The 19904-nt window shown below is 39.2% G+C and carries 21 protein-coding genes and 1 tRNA gene; 5 read left to right on the forward strand and 17 right to left on the reverse strand.

Annotated features, from left to right (window positions below):
- Window positions 1–2: 2 nt before the first annotated feature.
- From H0W64_07460 to H0W64_07470, 3 genes are read right to left on the reverse strand one after another with little or no spacing between them, the layout of a single operon-like run.
- Complete coding sequence (locus tag H0W64_07460) at window positions 3–1394, reverse strand: phosphomannomutase/phosphoglucomutase (protein MBA3661548.1); 1392 nt, start codon at window positions 1392–1394, stop codon at window positions 3–5.
- Entirely contained in the window at window positions 1395–2267 is an 873-nt protein-coding gene (gene galU, locus H0W64_07465) for a UTP--glucose-1-phosphate uridylyltransferase GalU (protein ID MBA3661549.1), read from the reverse strand.
- Between the two features lie 30 nt (window positions 2268–2297).
- Entirely contained in the window at window positions 2298–4550 is a 2253-nt protein-coding gene (locus tag H0W64_07470) for a polyprenyl synthetase family protein (GenBank protein MBA3661550.1), read from the reverse strand.
- A 138-nt stretch (window positions 4551–4688) separates the two neighbouring features.
- Between H0W64_07470 and H0W64_07475 the strand changes: the two genes are divergently transcribed.
- Window positions 4689–5963 (forward strand): glycosyltransferase, encoded by a 1275-nt coding sequence (locus H0W64_07475; GenBank protein ID MBA3661551.1) that lies wholly within the window; start codon window positions 4689–4691, stop codon window positions 5961–5963.
- Window positions 5964–6001: 38 nt separating this feature from the next.
- Here the strand turns inward: H0W64_07475 and H0W64_07480 are convergent, their stop codons facing one another.
- From H0W64_07480 to crcB, 6 genes are all read right to left on the reverse strand, one after another.
- The gene (locus tag H0W64_07480) at window positions 6002–6403 is read right to left on the reverse strand and encodes a hypothetical protein (GenBank protein MBA3661552.1); all 402 of its coding nucleotides are present in this window, start codon (window positions 6401–6403) and stop codon (window positions 6002–6004) included.
- 204 nt (window positions 6404–6607) lie between these two features.
- A complete protein-coding gene (locus H0W64_07485) occupies window positions 6608–7195 on the reverse strand; it encodes a hypothetical protein (protein MBA3661553.1) in 588 nt (195 codons plus the stop codon).
- Window positions 7196–7524: 329 nt separating this feature from the next.
- Window positions 7525–8133, reverse strand: coding sequence for a hypothetical protein (locus tag H0W64_07490; GenBank protein MBA3661554.1), 609 nt, complete (start codon window positions 8131–8133; stop codon window positions 7525–7527).
- A 153-nt stretch (window positions 8134–8286) separates the two neighbouring features.
- Window positions 8287–8715: a hypothetical protein gene (locus H0W64_07495; GenBank protein ID MBA3661555.1), complete on the reverse strand. Its 429-nt coding sequence runs from the start codon at window positions 8713–8715 to the stop codon at window positions 8287–8289.
- Window positions 8716–9183: 468 nt separating this feature from the next.
- Window positions 9184–9486: a DUF190 domain-containing protein gene (locus H0W64_07500; GenBank protein MBA3661556.1), complete on the reverse strand. Its 303-nt coding sequence runs from the start codon at window positions 9484–9486 to the stop codon at window positions 9184–9186.
- Window positions 9483–9860 (reverse strand): fluoride efflux transporter CrcB, encoded by a 378-nt coding sequence (gene crcB / locus H0W64_07505; GenBank protein MBA3661557.1) that lies wholly within the window; start codon window positions 9858–9860, stop codon window positions 9483–9485. The genes H0W64_07500 and crcB overlap by 4 nt, the downstream gene beginning before the upstream one ends.
- A 401-nt stretch (window positions 9861–10261) precedes the next feature.
- Between crcB and H0W64_07510 the strand changes: the two genes are divergently transcribed.
- The 4 genes from H0W64_07510 to H0W64_07525 all read left to right on the forward strand — a co-directional run bounded on the left by H0W64_07510 (window position 10262) and on the right by H0W64_07525 (window position 12783).
- Window positions 10262–11518: an integrase arm-type DNA-binding domain-containing protein gene (locus H0W64_07510; GenBank protein MBA3661558.1), complete on the forward strand. Its 1257-nt coding sequence runs from the start codon at window positions 10262–10264 to the stop codon at window positions 11516–11518.
- Between the two features lie 38 nt (window positions 11519–11556).
- Complete coding sequence (locus H0W64_07515) at window positions 11557–11835, forward strand: type II toxin-antitoxin system RelE/ParE family toxin (protein MBA3661559.1); 279 nt, start codon at window positions 11557–11559, stop codon at window positions 11833–11835.
- Complete coding sequence (locus H0W64_07520; protein ID MBA3661560.1) at window positions 11835–12137, forward strand: HigA family addiction module antidote protein; 303 nt, start codon at window positions 11835–11837, stop codon at window positions 12135–12137. The genes H0W64_07515 and H0W64_07520 overlap by 1 nt, the downstream gene beginning before the upstream one ends.
- A 238-nt stretch (window positions 12138–12375) precedes the next feature.
- Window positions 12376–12783, forward strand: a complete 408-nt coding sequence (locus H0W64_07525) for a hypothetical protein (GenBank protein ID MBA3661561.1) — start codon at window positions 12376–12378, stop codon at window positions 12781–12783.
- Between the two features lie 61 nt (window positions 12784–12844).
- Here the strand turns inward: H0W64_07525 and H0W64_07530 are convergent, their stop codons facing one another.
- From H0W64_07530 to rpsU, 8 genes are all read right to left on the reverse strand, one after another.
- Window positions 12845–13072 (reverse strand): hypothetical protein, encoded by a 228-nt coding sequence (locus H0W64_07530; GenBank protein MBA3661562.1) that lies wholly within the window; start codon window positions 13070–13072, stop codon window positions 12845–12847.
- Between the two features lie 59 nt (window positions 13073–13131).
- On the reverse strand, window positions 13132–13371 hold the full coding sequence (locus H0W64_07535; protein ID MBA3661563.1) for a hypothetical protein: 240 nt from the start codon (window positions 13369–13371) through the stop codon (window positions 13132–13134).
- A gap of 406 nt (window positions 13372–13777) precedes the next feature.
- Window positions 13778–13851: transfer RNA gene (locus H0W64_07540), tRNA-Ile, on the reverse strand.
- Window positions 13852–13922: 71 nt separating this feature from the next.
- Entirely contained in the window at window positions 13923–15101 is a 1179-nt protein-coding gene (locus H0W64_07545) for a DUF2207 domain-containing protein (protein ID MBA3661564.1), read from the reverse strand.
- A 96-nt stretch (window positions 15102–15197) separates the two neighbouring features.
- Window positions 15198–17063: an RNA polymerase sigma factor RpoD gene (gene rpoD / locus H0W64_07550; GenBank protein MBA3661565.1), complete on the reverse strand. Its 1866-nt coding sequence runs from the start codon at window positions 17061–17063 to the stop codon at window positions 15198–15200.
- 90 nt (window positions 17064–17153) lie between these two features.
- On the reverse strand, window positions 17154–18905 hold the full coding sequence (locus H0W64_07555; GenBank protein ID MBA3661566.1) for a DNA primase: 1752 nt from the start codon (window positions 18903–18905) through the stop codon (window positions 17154–17156).
- 198 nt (window positions 18906–19103) lie between these two features.
- Window positions 19104–19550, reverse strand: a complete 447-nt coding sequence (locus H0W64_07560) for a GatB/YqeY domain-containing protein (GenBank protein MBA3661567.1) — start codon at window positions 19548–19550, stop codon at window positions 19104–19106.
- Window positions 19551–19568: 18 nt separating this feature from the next.
- Window positions 19569–19820: a 30S ribosomal protein S21 gene (rpsU, locus tag H0W64_07565; protein ID MBA3661568.1), complete on the reverse strand. Its 252-nt coding sequence runs from the start codon at window positions 19818–19820 to the stop codon at window positions 19569–19571.
- Between the last annotated feature and the right edge of the window lie 84 nt (window positions 19821–19904).

Raw genomic sequence — 19904 nt, forward strand, 5'->3', positions numbered from 1 at the left:
ATTTAAAACGGTAACTGTAAATTTTTATCAACAGCTAATAATTGTTCTCGAAATAATTGTTGAATCCGTGCCAAATTTTCTCTATTGTTTGCTTCAAATCTGAAGATTAAAAAAGGCGAAGTATTGGAAGGCCGAACCAAACCCCAACCATCAATAAACTCGACCCGGATTCCATCAATAAAATTCAGGTGCGCATTTTCAAATTTAGCTTTTAATTTTAACATTTTCATCAATTCAAATTTATAATAATTATCAATAGGCAGACGAATTTCAGGCGTGTTAATACCATTTGGAAAAGTTTTAAATATCTCATCGACAGATTTTCCATGCCTTGCAATAATTTGAAGGAAACGCGCCCCAGCATACATACCATCATCAAAACCGTACCAATTCTCTTTAAAGAAAAAATGTCCGCTCATTTCTCCTGCTAAGATTGCGCCTGTTTCACGTAATTTCGCTTTAATGTAAGAGTGACCTGTTTTCCACATAAGGGGCTCAGCACCATCTGCTTTGATAACCTTTGCCAAAAGGTTTGAACATTTAACATCAAAGATAATAAGCCCATGAGGATGGCGACTGATCACATCGCGCGCGAAAAGCATAAGTAATCGATCCGGCCAAATGATTTCCCCACTGTTACTCACCACGCCTAGGCGATCTCCATCCCCATCGAAGGCTAAACCGAGATCAGCTTTTTCTAACGTTACTCTGTTTATTAAATCTTTCATGTTTTCAGGCATGCTCGGATCAGGATGATGGTGCGGGAAATGCCCATCTAATTGACAGAATAATTCCACCACGTCACACCCCAGCAGACGGAAAAGTTGGGGGGCAATATGGCTTGTAGCGCCGCTACCGCAATCAACCACTATTTTCAACGGTCTTTTTAACAGAACATTTTTTTTAATTGCCGCTAAATAATTTGGAATGATATTGAATATTTCATATTTGCCTTGTCCATAAATAAAATCTTGTTTAAGACTAAGCTGATATATTTTTTGGATAGCATCCCCTGCTAACGTCTCACCAGCAAGTACAATCTTTAAACCATTGTAATTGGCAGCATTATGACTTCCTGTTAACATCACGCCTGAGTGATACGGTAAATTGTGCGTAGCAAAATACAATACCGGCGTTGCAACTAAACCAATATCGACAACATGACACCCGGAAGCGAGTAAGCCTGCGCTCAAAGCTTCGCATAATTCAGGACTCGATAAGCGCCCATCACGTGCTACAACCATATGTGTTTCGTTTAATTTTTGAATTTCTGTGCCTAACGTTAAGCCCAATGTGTAAACAATATTTGCCGATAAATGTTCACCCACAATGCCACGGATATCATATGCATGAAAAATGGAAGAATGGATGTCAGACGTGATGGAGTAAATCATTTAACGAGAACTGTCTTGAAGGAATGCTAATAAATCTTTTTGCAGCGCAGGATTTTTTATCCCGTAAGCAATAATTGCTTTTAAATAACCTATTTTTGAACCACAGTCATAATGGATGCCCTTAAATTGTAGAGCATTTACTTTTTCTTGTAAAATTAAGTCGGCAATAGCATCCGTTAATTGTATTTCCTTATTAACGATAGATATTTTTTCTAAACATGAAAAAATTGTCGGATTAAAAATATATCGACCGACAACTGCAATATTTGACGGTGCGGCTTCAACTTTGGGTTTTTCAATGATGGAATCGATGTTGTAAATATTTCCCGCAAGCTTTGTACCCTGAATCATTCCATATTGATTTGCATGTTCTAGGGGAATTTCTCGTACTGCTACAACACTTAATTGCGTTTGTTTGTATATTTCAATCATTTGCGCTAAACAGGAATGATGATTGCCGTCGATTAAATCATCAGCTAATAAAACAGCAAAAGGTTCGTCTTTGTCGATGAGTGGTTTTGCACATAAAACAGCATGCCCAAGCCCTAACGGATCGGGTTGGCGAATATAAATGCATGTTATGCCTTTCGGTAATATTTGCCGAACAATTTCTAACGCTTTATAGTTTTCTAATTTTTTTAAATTAGCTTCAAGGGATGGATTAGTATCAAAATAATCTTCTATCGCATGTTTGCTGTGGCTGGTTACAAAAATTAATTCTTTAATGCCAGAATCAATCGCTTCTTCAACAGCATATTGAATGAGGGGTTTATCAACAATGGGCAACATTTCTTTAGGGCTCGCTTTCGTGATGGGTAAAAATCGAGTACCCAATCCTGCCACGGGGAATATTGCTTTTTTTATAATGCTCATATATTTGCCTTACTATATTTATATTACCAATTAGTAATAATAATGTCGTTCGATGACATATAAACCGAACACTCGTAACATTAATTTAGCATGGCCATTAAGTAACAGGGGTGATAAGTCATTCCAGGATTTGTTGATCATTTTCTCTGCTTGCGCTCGACTCGCTTCAATCGCACCACAATTTTGTAAGATGAGAATAATCTCATGAATTTCTTGCACATTATTAGGTTTGGCATGGATCCGAGATAATAGAGCACAATATTCGTCTAAAGGTAACAACGCATGAGCTCGAGCTACTGGATAAGTTATTTTTCCCTGCGAAATATCTTCACCGTGGACTTTTAATTTCTTTTTACCTTTTTCTAATAATTCTATATTAATAACATCATCAATTATTTGAAAAGCGACACCCACAGCTTCTGCATATTCACCAATCTTATTAATTTGTTCTTCGGAGCCTTTACCTAAAATCGCACCCATCCGCGCTAAACCTTCCGCCACTAAACCAGCTTTCATCCGATGGATAGCAAGGACACGTGACTCAAGTTTTGCTGGAGCCTCGGTGCCCATAAGGATGTCATGAATTAATTTTTCGCAATCCGCGATATCCAATGCCTGACCAATGTGAGCTGTACGTACTGCTTGAAAATATAATTCGTATAAATGGCATTGCGTTTCATAAGGTAAATATCGGTAATGTTCATAGAGCAACTGAGGAATAAAGTAAGCGATGGAGCCAGCATTAATGGCAGTTGGCGTGCCATAAATTTTATGACACGTGGGTCCGCCGCGCCGTAATTCAGATTGATCCTCAATATCATCAATAATCAATGAACCAACATGTAACAATTCAGGTAATGCAAGCAAGGGTAAATAAGGTTTAAAATCGCCCCCTACCGCACTACAACACGCTAATAAAAAATATGAGCGCCAGGCTTTTCCTTGCCGATCTATAATTTCGCGAATGGGTCGAATGATGGATTGTTCAATAATGGTAAGATCAACACCCATTATTTCTTCACTACAACCTTTAATTTCTGCGAGTTGTTGTAATTCGTTCGCAGTAATTTTTAAAGGCAACAATTTATGCGTGTGAAGCAAAACTTCATCACTGACTGCGGTAAAAAAATCTTCGATCTTAATTAGTTTATCAAATCCGGTTCGTCTTAAATAAGCAAGTCCAGTGACTTTTTCCCCATGATATAAGCCTGACACGACGCATGATCCTTCCCAAAAACCAGGTGCAAAAAAAGTAAAAGTTTCAAATTCTTGTGCATCAAGTTGGGCATTAATTTCTAATTCTAAATTAATTCCAGGGGCTTTTAAGCACCAACTGATCGGGTAAGTTGTAAAAGTGCACTTACTTTTCCAATGATTATGACGACCTAAGTTTTCCGTGAATTCAAAATGATGGGTGCTGCTAACTCCACCCGTTACATCGCTGGCTATCAGCCATTTGCTTTTTTTATCGCGACTATTTGGGTCATTGACATAGGCAGCAGAAATTTCACATCCATTACTTAACTGGATTGAAACCCATTGCTCGCCTAACTTAGTGGGTAAGTCTAGGGTAGATTTTGTTTGATGAACAACACTATATGCCCGCTCATACCATCCCTGACCTTGCGCAATGACTTCATTTTTGTTTTTACCAATTCTTACCTTTCCTTGCACAGCATTAAAGGGAATAAAATAGCTAAACATTTCTTCGCCATGCGCACCTAATATTTCGCCATTTTCCCCTTTGCATAGTGCTTTTTTCTGCGGTGAAAATAAAAGATGACACTCGATATCTTCATCGACATTCATTAATTTTAATTCATAATAACCCTGCTTTGATTTACGTAAAGTACAGTTTTCAAAGTTTAGTTCAAGCGTATCTTTCGCCACCTTTACTTCAGTTGTGAACATGCAGTCCGGTAGCAAAACGTTTCCTTGCTGAAATATTTCAGCTAATGCTTTTCGAAAATTAGGATCGGCAACTTCTTGTAGCTGCGCAAGGGAAATTTCGGAGGTAGCTTGATCGACTCTTGAAAGTTGATAATACTTTTTGGCGGTAACATCGGTGAGGGCCCAGGAAAGAAAATAGGCGTATTGCGACTTATTTGGTTCAACATCTTTGCGATATAGAATACGTTGGAAGGTAGCAAAAATAGATATATTTTTATTATTCTCAAGTTGAAGATGGCAGTTTAAATGCCACCATTCTAAGCCAGAAGTACCATGAGGCACATCAAGCAAAGTTAGGTCAATCTCGTCGTCCTGGGGGACAAACTGTTCCATGAGATACCTAAATGAATTAACGCCCTAATCTTAATATGATAACCCATCGCGCTTCGATCTAGCTTAAGATTGGCCAGATATAGTATAATAAACGTACATAATATGTTAAAAAGATAACTTTCGAACGCTCCTGTAGCAATGCCCATCGGCCTCAGCTACATTAATTGTATGGACGTTGTTTTAATCACTTTAGGATCTCGCGGGGATATCAACCCATTTATTGGGTTGGGCTTGGCCTTGAAGCAACGGGGCCATCAAGTAACGATTATGAGTTACGAGCATTATGCGGATTTAGCGATAGAAGTAGGTTTGAATTTTTTATCCTGTAGTTCAAGCGTTACTTATCAAAAACTTATCCGTCACCCTGACACCGCCCATCCGGTTCGTATCATCAAATTATTTGGCACGATGGTCATTGAACCCATGCGCGAAGTTTATCGCTTGCTCAGCACGCATTTTGACCCACAAACGACCGTAATCGGTGCGCAATATCCTTTAGTGGTGGGTGCACGCCTTGCTCAAGAAAAGCTCGGGTTTCGCATGGCAAATATTTGTTTGCAACCTTCGACCCTCTTTAGTGCAATTGAACCCGCTCGCTTAGCAATGTTGCCTGAATGGTTTTACAAGCTCCCGGTGGGTGCGAAAAAAAAGATTCAATCAATGATTTTGTATTTTATTAATAGCCAGTTAAATTCTCCCCTCAATCAATTTCGACAAGAACTCAGTTTGCCGAAGATTAAGCATATCTATCAAATGTGGCTGCCTTCACCGGAACTGATGATTGGTTTATTTCCAGAATGGTTCGCGCCCATCCCTGCGGATTGGCCAGCTCAAATTAAGTTAACGGGATTCATTAACTATAGTGGTAAAACTGAGCCACTCTCTGCAACGCTTTTAGGATTTTTAGAAGCAGGCAAACCTCCACTTGTTTTTACCTGTGGTACTTACATGACAAAGGGCAATGATTTTTTTTCAACCTCAATTCGCGTCGCTGCGGAATTGGGCGAGCGAGCATTATTACTAACTCCTTATCCAGAACAACTTCCAAGGACCCTTCCGCAAACTATTTTGCATGTTGATTATGCCCCTTTCGATTTATTACTGCCGAAAATATCCGCGCTTATCCATCACGGCGGCATAGGAACGTTAGCGCAAGCCATCGCCCATCACGTCCCCCAGCTCATTGTCCCATCGACTGCGGATCAATTCGATAATGCTTATCGCCTGGAAAAATTGGGTTGCAGTACGACCTTATTACCAAACCATTATCAGCAAGCCCAAGTTGTAGCTAAAATTAAATTTTTGTTAAATCATACGCAACAAGTAAGTGATCAAAAATACCCCATAGATTTCATCTCAGCCCTCAACGCAACCTGCCAATACTTCGAATCACTAGCCAGTAAGGCAGAGTAGCCCGGGTTACACACGAAGTTGTTACCTGGGTTCGATACTTACTTAATTCTTTTGCCAACTGCCAACACGTCACCATTGCGATATTCACAAAGAAAGTGTCCACCGAAATCAAGCGCATAGGGTTTTAATTGTATGCTGACTTTTTGGATCATTTCTTTTCCTAAGGCAAGGGCTTCCTCATTTGAATTCGCAGAAATTTGACTAGCACTTACCCACCAAGCCATATCGCTTTCATAAAAAACAGGGTTCTTAGAACCAGATACATAGTAAGGTGGTTCATCCGGATCTTTTTGCGCCACATTAATTTTTGGAGCTGCTTGTTGAATCGTGTTAATTGATGGACATGGTATTTTTTTATCGACTATTCCGGCATAAGCAAGTGGCGTTAATGCCCCAAATAATAGAACTAAGCAAACTCTCTCTATAAATCGTGATTTCATGATAATTCTCTATTATAGAAAGATACGAACCTCTATATCTTTCTTAATTGATTTTCTATTTAATGCACAACATTGATAACGGGTAAACCAAACCAAATACTGTTAAAAGATTCAATTCACTTTTTTTGCTTGATTGCTTTTCAGTAAAATACGCTAGATCACAAACTGAGAGCTATTATAGCTACTTCCATTTTTTAAAGACAGTTATTGACGTAGATTTGTTTGCGGCTTGATAGTTAGCTCTTCCATCTTTTTGTTAAATTCTTTCCTAATATTTGTTAACTCGTCAGGATTTTGCGAATGAAAAACGAGGGTTGAGTGATCAGCAAAAAAAATTGAATAAACTTCGGTTAATGTTGTTGACTTAGGTTTGTAGAATTTATTATTGATAATTTTTTGCGTTACATCATAAGTTACATTATTTATTTTGGGTTCTTTAAAGTAAATCTCCTTACACAGGGTGGTTGTATCATCATCAGTAAATACAAAGGAATCTTGGGCGCGATAAAGTAACTTTTGGTTGTGTATTGACTTAATTAAGCATCTCTTCCTAAAGAACATCGGAGCGGAAAGAGCAAGATGCTTCTCTTCCTTCAATACAATATCTTTATTAGGTTGCATTGTTTTTAGCATCAAATGTTTTGCTTCTTTAAATTTATTTAAACAAGCCAGTATGGCGTCAAAACTAGATGGGTCAACAGCTCGTTCTTTTAAACCTAACTTAAATATATTTTTTGCTTCATTTAAGTCTGCCATTTGATTAGGCGTAAAATGCGGCGCTTTGTGAGGCATAGCAAATCTCTCGTTTTAAAATTTGAAGATAAAGTAAAAATAAGATTCAAGTAAAGTATCGTGGAAAGGGCTTAGGTGTAAAGCGGTACAAGAGTTTGAGCCAAGGTCAACATCATTTAATTTTAGGTAGAAGGAAAGAGTTTCCGGGGTGTAGCGCAGCGTAACCCGGGACCTTACCCATCTAACTATTCATTACGATCACGTGACATTAATATAAAAATAAGTTCTACCTACGGGCAATTGCTTCGCTACAAGACTATAAGGCTCATGCGCACAGGTTGGAAAGATGTAAGGGACTAAATTAAACAGGTATAAGTCCTTTCGCCATATTAATTACCCGGTCGAAAAGTTATGAAAGATTTTACACTTTCATAAGCTTGATTAAGCGTGTTACTAAATAGGGTAAAAGGATTTGCCAGACTAACGTTGTCTTCATCACTTTGTACCGTGAGGGAGGGGGACGCTTCTCCAATTGTAAATGAGGGTTTTTGGTAAGCAAGTGATAATTGAAAGTCATATCTTTGCTCAAGCATTAATTTTTGTATGTTGGCGGCATTTTCAAAGGTCGTGGTTAACGCTGCACATGATTCTACAGATAATTTTGCTTTTAAAACAAAACATACACACTGACGTACTTCTTCGCTCATCAAAGTTAAAATTTTTAAACTATTATTTTTATCATCTCTGTCATTTATATTTAAAATATTGTGTAGTTGAAATATTTCAATTAAATCATTAACGTCATTTTCATTAACCTTTTGCGCTAATAACAACTTATCGCGGAGCGCACATAATGCGTTTCTAATCTCTAGAATTTCGGCACGTTCACCATTTTTTTCAGAACTAAAATTAAATAACAGCGCCTTATTTTTTTCGTTTATTTGTGTATCGATTTCTAATAAGGTATTGATATTTTCTACTAATTCTTCAAGTTTCATGAGGATGTTCCTTGCGAAAAATGCAGGTAAACCGAGTGGAATACATTTCAACTGATGTTCCTAGATGGCAACAGGGTGATTTATCATCCACTCGGCATAGTATGGAGCTTATCTAAGACAGATTAACCTAAAAAATGTTTGCATGATAAATTATTAGTTAACCCATCTTGCGGCTGTAGTCTCATCTCTTTTAATTGGTGGGTTAATTGCGATCACTGAATAATCACCCCGAGGCTTATTAACGTATACACAAAACGTTGAACCGTTAGAAAAATATGTTCGCGGCTGAGTCAATGAAACTTTAGAGGAATAATAGACCTGACCTTTCTCGAGTGCATCTTCGGATGATTTTACGTCAGGCATTTTTACCCCGAATATCACGTTCCAATCTTGATTTTTGTGATTGAAAGAATTTGATAAAAGCTCCCATTGACCAGCAATGTATGTTTTAGCAGATATAAACTTGACGGCTGTAATCGTTGAGATAGGGGGGCAGGGAGCCGCTCTTTCTGAAATACCTGCAAATGAATTTGTGCCAGTAATGATTAATGAAACAGCCAAGATTTGTTGTAATTTATTCATAAAAACTCCTTTCTATATTGAGATAACTTGCCCACGGAATATTAACGCATTTACTTTGTTATCGTTACTATCAAATGTACCCATTGAAGCTAATGTTGCGATAATAAAAAGTAGACTGTTGCATTCGGCATTGCATGTCCAGGGCTGTATGGGTAGAAAGCAGGAACTGAATCTGGGTTATTCCAAGTTAATATAACCGGATTGTCGGAGGTAATAATGGAGCCTGTTTGTTCAAATGATTGAACTAATGTCCATTTTCAATGATTTAGCGCATTAAAATTGATTCGATAAATATAAATTCAGTATTTTCCTGCATGGAAATGTTCGCTGGTTGCTTCACCATGGAAAAGCAGCTCTGTTCTCCTACCCCCAGTAGTACAACGTGGCAGCGAGTATTTTCTGGATTTTGAATAAGAGATTTTTTTTTATCAATATCGTTTAACTTCCTTGAGGCTTCTTGATGTCGCTTCAATCATTGGCTTTGGCTTCCCAAAAAACGATATGTTCATGCTTAATGGAGCTGCTTAAGTGTTCTAAGGCTGGCTCTACTTTATCCTTGCTATCAAAAAACTCGATGGAAAGAGGTAAATCTAGCGAGAGGTCGACTAGGGAGGCAGTATGATTCCCCGTATCACCAAAGCCACTAATGGCTCGAAATACGCTTATACCCCGAATTTTGGCTTCATTTTTAAGATAACTCACAATTGTGTTTAACGTATGGGATGATTCGGTTATATAAATTTTAACGAAGATTACATCTACGGTTTTCATAATTGCCTTCCTCCAATAACGCCGAGCCAAGTTGCAGCAAGACACAGAGTGACGCTGAGTAAGATATTTGCAACTCCCGCTAGGGGCGCACCATTTTCAAAAAGATTGAGTGTTTCGATAGAAAAAGAAGAGAAGGTGGTGTAGCCACCTAAAAGCCCTATTAGCAGTAATGAACGTAGCTGTGGTCCAACCCCATTTAATCTTTCAATTAATAGAACAAATAGAATTCCCATCAAAAAGCACCCGCTTACATTGACGATGAGCGTGCCATACGGGAATTGACGACCTAGAAACAGGTAGGAAATGTTAGATATCCAGTAACGAAAAACACCACCACAGCCTGCGCCCACAAAAATCAAAAGCGTATCTAACACTCGATGCCTCCTTGCAACACTGTAATCTGATTTTACATACGTGATTAACACTGCCTGAATTGTAACGTGGTTTTGACAGGTGGTTAAACGATACAGATTGATTAAATCGAGTTACAGATCGGTTACACCATCATTGATGGCGAATCGGAAGAGGGTTCGTAGACCCCGTAAGGTTTGATTCTACTATGGGCCCAGTAGGACTCGAACCTACGACCAAGGGATTATGAGTTGCTTCTAATGCGCTTTTATACACTTTTAATCACTTCGACACAATATTAATTTTTAAAAATTCACTTGTTTTAAGCTGTATTATTCTTATAATGCGTTCTACGTTCTTAGAGTGCATTTTAATTATTTCTTCGACACATATTCGACACATATTCGACACGGAAAAAGTCAGCATGAAAATAACGAAATTATTCGTTGATAAAATCCCCATTCCAATAGCAGAAATTAAAAATAAAACTGTTCAAAAGCGTTACTACGATACTGTGCTTAAAGGATTTGGTGTTCGTGCCACTTCTGGTGGTTCAAAAGCTTTCTTTGTTGAAAAATCAGTAAGTCGAAAATTGCGACGTATCACCATTGGTCGTTATCCAGAGTTAACGGTAGAGCAGGCACGTAAAGAAGCCCAAAAATTATTGGGAAAAATTGCAACGGGCATTGATCCAGTTGGCGAACGCAAAGAACACAGGGCAAAAGCTACCACACTTAAAGACGTCTTTGCTGCTTATCTGAATGTTCGAAAAGAACTTAGTTCGGTAACTATATTTGATTATCAACGGGTGATGAAACAATCATTTTCAGATTGGGCCAGCAAACCGTTAATGAATATCACCAAAGATATGGTCGCAAAGCGACATACGCAAATCGGCGAGAAAAGTAAGGCCAGAGCGAATTTATCGATGCGTTTCTTGCGGGCTATTTTTAATTTTGCTGCAGGTGAATATGAAGATGCTAATGGCAAATCACTTTTTTTGGAGAATCCTGTAAAGAGATTATCACATACGCGCGCTTGGTATCGAATTGAACGTAAACAAACCGTTATTAAGCCTCATGAATTACCAGCATGGTATAAAGCAGTGATGGAAGTTGAAGACGAAAGAAGTACAGGTAAAGCTGAATTATTGCGTGATTATTTTTTATTGATTCTATTTACAGGGCTACGTAGAGAAGAGGCTGCACGTATAACATGGGATCAAATTGATTTAACGGCAAAGACTCTTACTATTCCTAATACTAAAAACCATCTAACACATGTTCTACCATTATCAAACTTTCTATATGAGCTGTTGTTAGCTCGGCGATTAGTGTCTGACACAAATTATGTATTTCCTGGTAACGGAAAAACCGGTTACAACGTCGAACCGCGTAAAGTCATGAATAAAATTATCAAGCAATCAGGTGTTACATTCACGTTACATGATTTACGACGTACTTTTATAACAATTGCTGAAAGTTTGGATATTCCAGCATATGCTTTGAAACGCTTGCTAAACCACAAAATGAACCACGATGTTACAGCAGGATACATCATTATGGATGTAGAACGATTGCGAAAACCAATGCAGCAGATTACAGATCATTTGTTGAGCCTCATGGATGCTAAGCCTCAGGGTGAAATCTTCGATTTAAAGTCTTTAAAAAAGCCTGCTTGAAAACTGTAACCTCACGGGTTACAATATAAGGAGCTGTAATGATAAAAAGTTTTAAACATAAAGCATTAGAGCAATACTTTACCAAAAATATTAAGAAGTTATTAGATCATCGAGATTTAACAAAAATAGATCGTATTTTAGATCGTCTTGATGCTGCACATGGCATTAAAGATATGGACATTCCAGGATGGAATTTGCACGAATTAAAAGGTGTTCGTAAAGGTACCTGGAGCGTAGCAGTACGAGCGAACTGGAAAATAACTTTTCGTTTTGAAAATGGCGATGCCAAAGATGTTAATTATGAGGATTATCATTAATGAGCTCATTAAGATCAAAAAAACGTAAACCTACACATCCTGGCGCAATCTTGCGTGAAGATGTGCTGCCATCACTAAATATATCCCAAGGAGAGTTAGCGGATCGCTTGGGTGTATCCAGGCGCACAGTGTCTCAAATCCTTCATGAACATCGTCCATTGACCCCAGATATGGCAATTAGACTTGCTCATTTCCTAGGGACGACACCTGAAAGCTGGCTTAACATGCAGCAAGCCTTGGATGTTTGGGAGCTAGAGCGGAAGAATGCGCGGGTATATGAGCAGATAAAAAAGGTTGCATAGATAATATTCATTTTGAATAAAGACTTCAACAAGCTAATTAAACACTGGGGCTTTATCGACCTTTGATAGTATTGCAAATAGTTACCCATAGTTGGTAATTAGATTTTATACATGACACATTAAATTGCGGCAAACGCTTCTGTACGCTCAATGTTATTACCGAGGGTGCTTGGAACACTACCTTAGCAACCTCCGGTATGCTATAAATGCTGCACTTAATTTAACATGGAATTAGAATATGAAAATAACCTATTTCTCTGGCTTATTAGCATCACTATTGTCAAATTTTGTTTTAGCCGCACCTCTTGATCCACCAAAAGATGTTACTCTTCCATTTCAAAATGAACAAATTAATCATAGTGGGTGGAGCAATTCTCATTTAGGGTTGCTATTTGAGTACGATCTAACCCTTAATAAAAAAGTAGTTTGTACTTTTAGAGGTTTACAAAGGGGCGGGTTCTTTTTCTCAGACGGTAAAAAAATTATTCAAACGCCAAATAATTTTACTGGTCGCAAAATGACATTTACCAACAAAGGTGCAACCAATCAATCACAATATCATGTAGATTCTAAGAATCGAATTGGATTATTCGATCCCCGAAATGAAAAATCCTATGCTTCTTGTCATTATGAAGCCGATAATTAAAATTCAAACACATAGCTATCTTTGAATTTTCTTTTGCTGGCAGGTGATTCTGCTAGGACTGTTAACAGTTTTTATCTGCTAGCATTGTTCGCTCAAAAGCGCTTGTATCAATTAGCCTGGTGAAATCACGCTCAGGATAGCGATGTTTTGATGCTAAAAGTAAGAAATATTTCTTTTTTTGGATGGTCTTAGTTTTAGACAATACATGGGATGATTTGTCCATAACATTTCTGTCAGCCGTGTTGACAGTTTTTCGTGCTGATAATAACCCTTCAAAAAACTGTTTCATACGCCAAATATTTATAGCTGAAAATCCCTTCATACGTTTATTGATTAATGAAATCACTTTTATGTTAACTGCAACACGAACCAATGGCTGAGATTTTTAAGACGCGCTCGATCAGTCGGTTTGATATTCTTATAGATTTTCTTTGGTTTTCTTTGATTAATGGTGACAGACGATTGTTTAAGTTTTAGTTCAACCCCTTCGACTGCAGAAGAGGTACGTGTAGAACGAGCAACCAGCTTTTTTCGTTTAGCAGGGTCTTTAAGGTATGGATTTGTTTTGCTCAAGGTTTTGTTTTTCATAAGTTAAATTATAGCACAGTCCTGTATGTCAAGAATAAAACAAAAGCATGCTGCCTGTAATTATTCTTTAATACTTTCTATCCATTTTAGTAGTGATTTTCGAACAATTCATTTGAGTTGGTCTCATTTCAATGCAGTTTTTAGTGCGTGGAATATTATCATATCTAGGGAGTATTGGTCAACTTATACTCAGTCGAGGATTTGCAGAGTCAATGGATTTGCATTAAAAGGTGAAACTGGTTCAACAAAGAGCCTATGGGTTTTGGAACTTTGAAAATGATCGGCTTCGAATTGACGCAATCTGTTCGTAAATGGTGCCCGCTAAATGGGAAAGATCCCTTCGACACATATTCGACACAGAAATTTTAGATTTTTAGGAAAGGCTCGTAACTTGTTGATTCTACTATGGGCCCAGTAGGACTCGAACCTACGACCAAGGGATTATGAGTCCCCTGCTCTAACCAACTGAGCTATAGGCCCGTGAGGATTGTCGGAACTCGACAAGCGGCCATGATAGCTTGAAGTTTTGTGGCTTTCCAGTTTTTCTCGTTTTAAATCTGCGGATTGGCGGTTGATTCTAGGTATAAATATAAAAAGAGATTGAGTAGGGCTAAGAGGCTCAGCAGAGGAAGGGTGTAGGGTTGGAACCAGGGATGGAAATAGGCGGCCCCTAAGGTGAAGGCGAGTAGAAAAGGGAGGGCGGTGAAAGTTGCGAAACAGGCAAGGGCAACATGCTTCACTGTTACTTTTTGGCAAGCGAGCTTGATAGCGCATATTGCACTTTTTAAAAAATAAACACAGGCAACGGCCCAGCAAATTAACCAGAAAAGGGCAAGGGCGGCAGAGAGACTTTTTTCTGCTGATAAAATGACAATAAGCAGGCCACAAAGAGAAAGGATGGCTGGAAAATAAAATAAGTTAATGGAGTGTGGGGGATGGGGGCGGATTTTTCTCGCGACCAAACCTGAATAAATTAAAAAAATAAAGAGGATTGCTACTAAAATCACTTGGCTTTGTGAAAAAAAATGGCGAAGTTGATTCCAATAATTCGGTGGTTGCAATACGCCTTTGGGCAAACTCAATTGGATTGCTAAGCCCTCCTTTTCGAGAAATGTATGTGTCGTAGAAAAGGAAAGGTGCCCAGGTGTAATGCGCGCGGTCACGTTTGATTGTTTTGAATGGATGGCGCCTGTATGTCCAGCGTAAGCCAAAGGTGCTAAAGGAGAGGGCAAGCTAATATCAGCTTGAACTTTTAAAATAGGAAGTGACCATGCATAACCCGTGATCGGCCAAAATAATTCATCGTGTTGATCGAAGTAGCGGATGGCGTTTTGGACAGTGTAACTAAACCTGTAAATATATATATCGGGGTTCTGATTTAACTTGGCTTCGTCAACGATAATTTCAATGTAATACGGATGATCAATGATGGCATAGTGAGCCGGTTTATCATTAAATGAAACGTGGGTGATATTGTAATTCACCGTTTGTTTCAAGCCATGGCCATTCGTAATTTCTTTGGATAAATACCGCCGCATAGCTTGCGCTAATTTTTCTTGATGCCCATACACTGATAGGGTTTCAGTAATTTCCAATGTTGCATCAGTATTGAGTTTAATTGCGCTATAAAATCCTAAAATTTGTTCACTGGACGTTGTTGATGAAGCATAAAGATGCGTGTAACAAAAAATTGAACAGAGGAACGTGAGGAGGCAAGTTATTTTGCTCATCTTACTATTATGAGGATATCTTTCTTCTAAGGGAAGATTGGCATGAATCGCAAAAAAAACCCGCAATAAAGGCGGGCTTTTTTATCAAACGGCGAACTATTCTTGATCTTCTAAGAAGCTTCTTAGTTGTTCAGCACGTGAAGGATGTCGCAATTTGCGTAAAGCTTTTGCTTCAATTTGACGGATACGTTCTCGGGTAACATCAAATTGCTTACCTACTTCTTCCAACGTGTGATCCGTATTCATGTTAATACCGAAGCGCATTCGCAACACTTTGGCTTCACGTGGAGTGAGCGAACCTAAAACTTTTTGGACAGCTTCTGATAAACCAAAACTGGTTGCGGCATCAATAGGGGAAATAGTATTGGTGTCTTCAATAAAATCACCTAAATGAGAATCTTCATCATCCCCAATGGGTGTTTCCATAGAAATCGGTTCTTTGGCAATCTTTAAAATTTTACGTATTTTATCTTCCGGGATAATCATCCGACGACTTAATTCTTCCGGCGTAGGTTCTTGTCCGGTTTCTTGTAGCAATTGTCGAGAAATACGATTTAATTTATTGATAGTTTCAATCATGTGCACAGGAATACGAATCGTTCGAGCTTGATCAGCAATCGATCGAGTAATGGCTTGACGAATCCACCATGTTGCATAAGTTGAAAACTTGTAACCGCGTTGATATTCAAACTTATCGACTGCTTTCATCAAGCCAATGTTGCCTTCTTGAATCAAGTCTAAGAATTGCAAACCGCGATTCGTGTATTTCTTGGCAATCGAGATAACAAGACGAAGGTTGGCTTCAACCATTTCTTTTTTAGCGCGTCTTGCTTTCGCTTCACCAATCGAAAGACGACGGTTCACTTCCTTAATTTCAGCAATAGTCATGCGCATTTGTTCTTGCAAAGTGACTAATTTTTTCTGAGCCCGCTGGATGTCAGGAATGAATTTTTCTAAGTCGGCTAAATAAGTTTTATTAAGTTTTTGTACCATCCAATCTAAATTGGTTTCGTTTTGTAAAAATGCATTGATAAACGTTTTACGTGGAAGCTTTGCTTTATTGACACAGAAATCCATAATAGCGCGTTCTTGCGTACGAATTTCATCGAGCATGCTACGCATTTTGCGCGAAAGTTTATGGAATTGGCGCGGCGCCAGTTTAATGTCCATAAAGTATTTTGCTAACTCTTCGCGCTTAGCAAGATACTTTTTGTGTTGTTGATCATGTTTTTTAGCTATAGCGATGGCGTCATTATAAATTTGACGTAAACCTTCGAAGCGTTCTTTAGCTTTTTCTGGATCTAAGCCTGCTTCTTCATCAAACGGATCAGCTTCAGCATCCCCTGTTCCGCCTTCTTCGGTTTCTTCTTCCGCGGCTGCAGCTGTTGCAAGCGGTGCTGCTTCTTTTTCTTCGGCTTCTTCTTCTTCGGCAAGATCAGGTTCAATATAGCCGCTAATAATATCGCTTAACCGCAATTCACCTCTTTCGACACGATCAAAATCGCCTAACACTTCAGCGATCATTTGCGGTTGGTAAGCAAGCGTCGTTAGCATCTGATTGATGCCTTCTTCAATCCGCTTGGCGATGGCAATTTCACCTTCACGTGATAGTAATTCAACACGACCCATTTCACGCATATACATACGAACAGGATCGGTGGTTCGACCGAGTTCTCCATCGACAACGGCGAGGGCGTTTGCAACTTCTTCAGCGGCAGCTTCGTCTTCTGAAGGCTCGTTCTCTGCGAGAAGTAACTCCTCCATTTCGGGGGCATCTTCGGAAACTCGAATCCCCATATCATTAATCATCCCGATAATGTCTTCAATTTGTTCGGGATCAGTAATGTCAGCAGGTAAATGGTCATTGACCTCAGCATAAGTCAAATAACCTTGTTCTTTACCCTTTGTAATGAGATCTTTTAGACGTGATTTTTGCGATTCTTTTTGTGGATCTTGATCCATAGTTTATAACCTGTTTAGATTGGTCGCAGCGATTCTTAAGTATAAAACATTTAGGCGAATCTTACATTATCTCTCAAATGATCAATAATGTCATGTTTGCTTATTAATCAATAACTTCTTATCTTGGATCTTATTGGTCAACGCTATTTTTTCCGCATTGGTTAAACCTTCATTAGCAGCTTTGGCCAAAAGCGCTTTAATTACATTTTCTTGGTCAAAAAAAAGAAGCATGTTGACCGCGCCTTCAAATTCGGGCTTTAAGCCTGTTTGAGGAAGAGTTTGCTCAATACTAGCTAAATCCATAAATAGAGCTGCCTCTTCTTTTCCACGCCAATGTTCAAATAGGGTGCCTGTGGATATATTGGGTTTCTTTTGGATAATATCAACCAATTCTAATAAAAAAACCTTCCCTGGGACATCTGCGAGATGAAAAGGTTGCGGTAAGTATTGTATAAGATCGGGTTGTTTCACCAGCATGCTCAGCACCAACCGCATGGGGTTGGGAAGTTTTGCGAGCGCAAGGGTAGGTTTAGGTGCAGATAAAGTAGCTTCACTTGGAGAAGGCAGGCCTAGCTGATGGATTAAATCCGGCAAAGGAATACGCGAGCGGCGACTTAACCCTTCTAACAACAAATTCCTAAAAAGATTAGCGGGTACCAGTTTAATTTGTTGAAGCGCAAGCGTTGCAAAACGCGCTCTACCTTCCATGGTTTCCATATCACATTGCGTGCTCAATGCATCAAAAAAGAAATGCGATAAAGGCGTTGCTTGTTCAACGCGCGCCATAAATTTTTCTTTACCTTCTTTGCGTACCAGCGAATCCGGGTCTTCGTTGCTCGGTAGAAATAAAAATTTGATTTGGATGTGATCATCCATTAAAGGCAGCGCAATGTGGAGTGCACGCAGCGCTGCACTTTGACCGGCGCGGTCACCGTCAAAAGAAAAAATAATTTCTGAAGTATAGCGGGTTAATCGTGTTAAATGATGGGCGGTGGTTGCGGTGCCCAGCGTTGCAACTGCGCAAGTAATGTCGTATTGAAAAAGTGCAATTACATCGAGGTAGCCTTCCACCAAAATAATGCGCTCGAGTTTGCGGTTAGCTTGTAAGGCTTGATAGAGTCCATACAATTCATGACCTTTTTGAAACAGTGGTGTTTCGGGGGAATTTAAATATTTCGGTTCGCCTTGATCAATGACGCGCCCGCCAAAACCAATGACGCGGCCACGATAATCATGAATGGGAAAAATGATACGTTCCCGAAATCGATCGTAATAACCCCCTTCATTCTTTTTAATGATCAACCCAGTTTGTAACAAGTGTTTAATCTGCATTTCATCTTTGGCTAGATGATCATATAAATGTTGCCAACCACTCGCAGCAAATCCAATCGAAAATGTTTTAGCAATCGTCCCGGTAATACCACGTTTTTTTAAATAAGTAATCGCCTGCTCAGATTTTGACATTTGGTCATAATAGTAATGGGCGGCTTTTGCGGTCATATCGTATAAGTTCGGTAAAGCGTCGTTTCGTTCTTGCGTACCTTTTTCGTGTGGTACCGTCATGCCGGCAGTTCGGGCTAAAGTTTCAATCGCGTCAGGGAAACTCAAACGATCCTGTTGCATCAGGAAGTCGATGGCGTTGCCATGGGCACCGCAGCCAAAGCAATAATAAAATTGTTTAGGTTGGCTCACCGAAAAGGAGGCGCTTTTTTCAGTATGAAAGGGACAGCAGGCAAAATAATTATTGTTCGATTTTTTACGTAAGGGGATTTGAGCATTGATTAATTCAACTAAATCAATCCGAGCAAGTAATGAATCAATAAAATCACGTGGAATATTCACAGCTGACCCATTTGTGTCGTATGAAGTAATAGCGCTTTAACCCTAGTCGTTAGACGAGGTTTCAGACTGCCAGAATAACAGAGGGGTTATTGTAAAGGAGAAGGGGTAAAAAAGACATTGGGATGATGATGGAGGTTAGGAAAGCCTAGATACTCGGTGATCCAAGGTAAGTAGGAATATCGAGCGCCGTCAAAAACGCTAGCTCGCTAATCGCTCTTTGACTTTGGAACTTACTACGGTCATGTCAGCTCGGCCATGAAGTGAAGCTTTGAGTAAGCCCATGACTTTGCCCATATCTTTCGCGGAAAAAGCACTCGTTTCTTGAATAGCCGTAGTGATGGCTTGTTCTATCTCTACTTCAGAAAGCTGCTCAGGCAGATACGTTTGAATGACAAGAATTTCTGCTGCTTCTTTAGACGCAAGGTCTGGGCGATTACCCGCTTCAAACTGAGTAATCGAATCACGACGTTGCTTGATGAGTTTGTTTAAAATAGCTTGGATTTGATCATCGGAGAGGACAATGCGGTCATCGATTTCGCGTTGTTTAATAGCAGAAAGGATGAGACGAATAGTTAGCAAGCGTTCTTTTTCATGCGCTCGCATGGCTGCTTTCATGTCGTCCGTAATCTTATCCTTAATGCTCATGCAAAATCCAACTTAGGCTTATGCCGCGTCTCTCTTATTACCCGTGCCAATTGGCTGGCGATCTCGTTCCATAGCCATATGTTCGCGAAGAATTTTCTTCTGATAACGTTTAACGGCAGCAGCTTTTTTACGTTTACGCTTCCAAGTTGGTTTTTCATAAAATTCGTGGCGGCGTAAATCAGCCAAAATACCAGCTTTTTCACATAAACGTTTAAACCGGCGTAAGCTCAGTTCAAAATTTTCATTATCTCTTACTCTGACTGTGGGCATATCTCTACACACTACCTATTTTAAATTATTCGTTAGAATGCGCATTCTAATAAGCCTTTTTAAAAAAAGCAAAGAATTCGATGC

The organism is Gammaproteobacteria bacterium (genome assembly GCA_013816845.1).
Lineage (GTDB): Bacteria > Pseudomonadota > Gammaproteobacteria > DSM-16500 > DSM-16500 > Aquicella.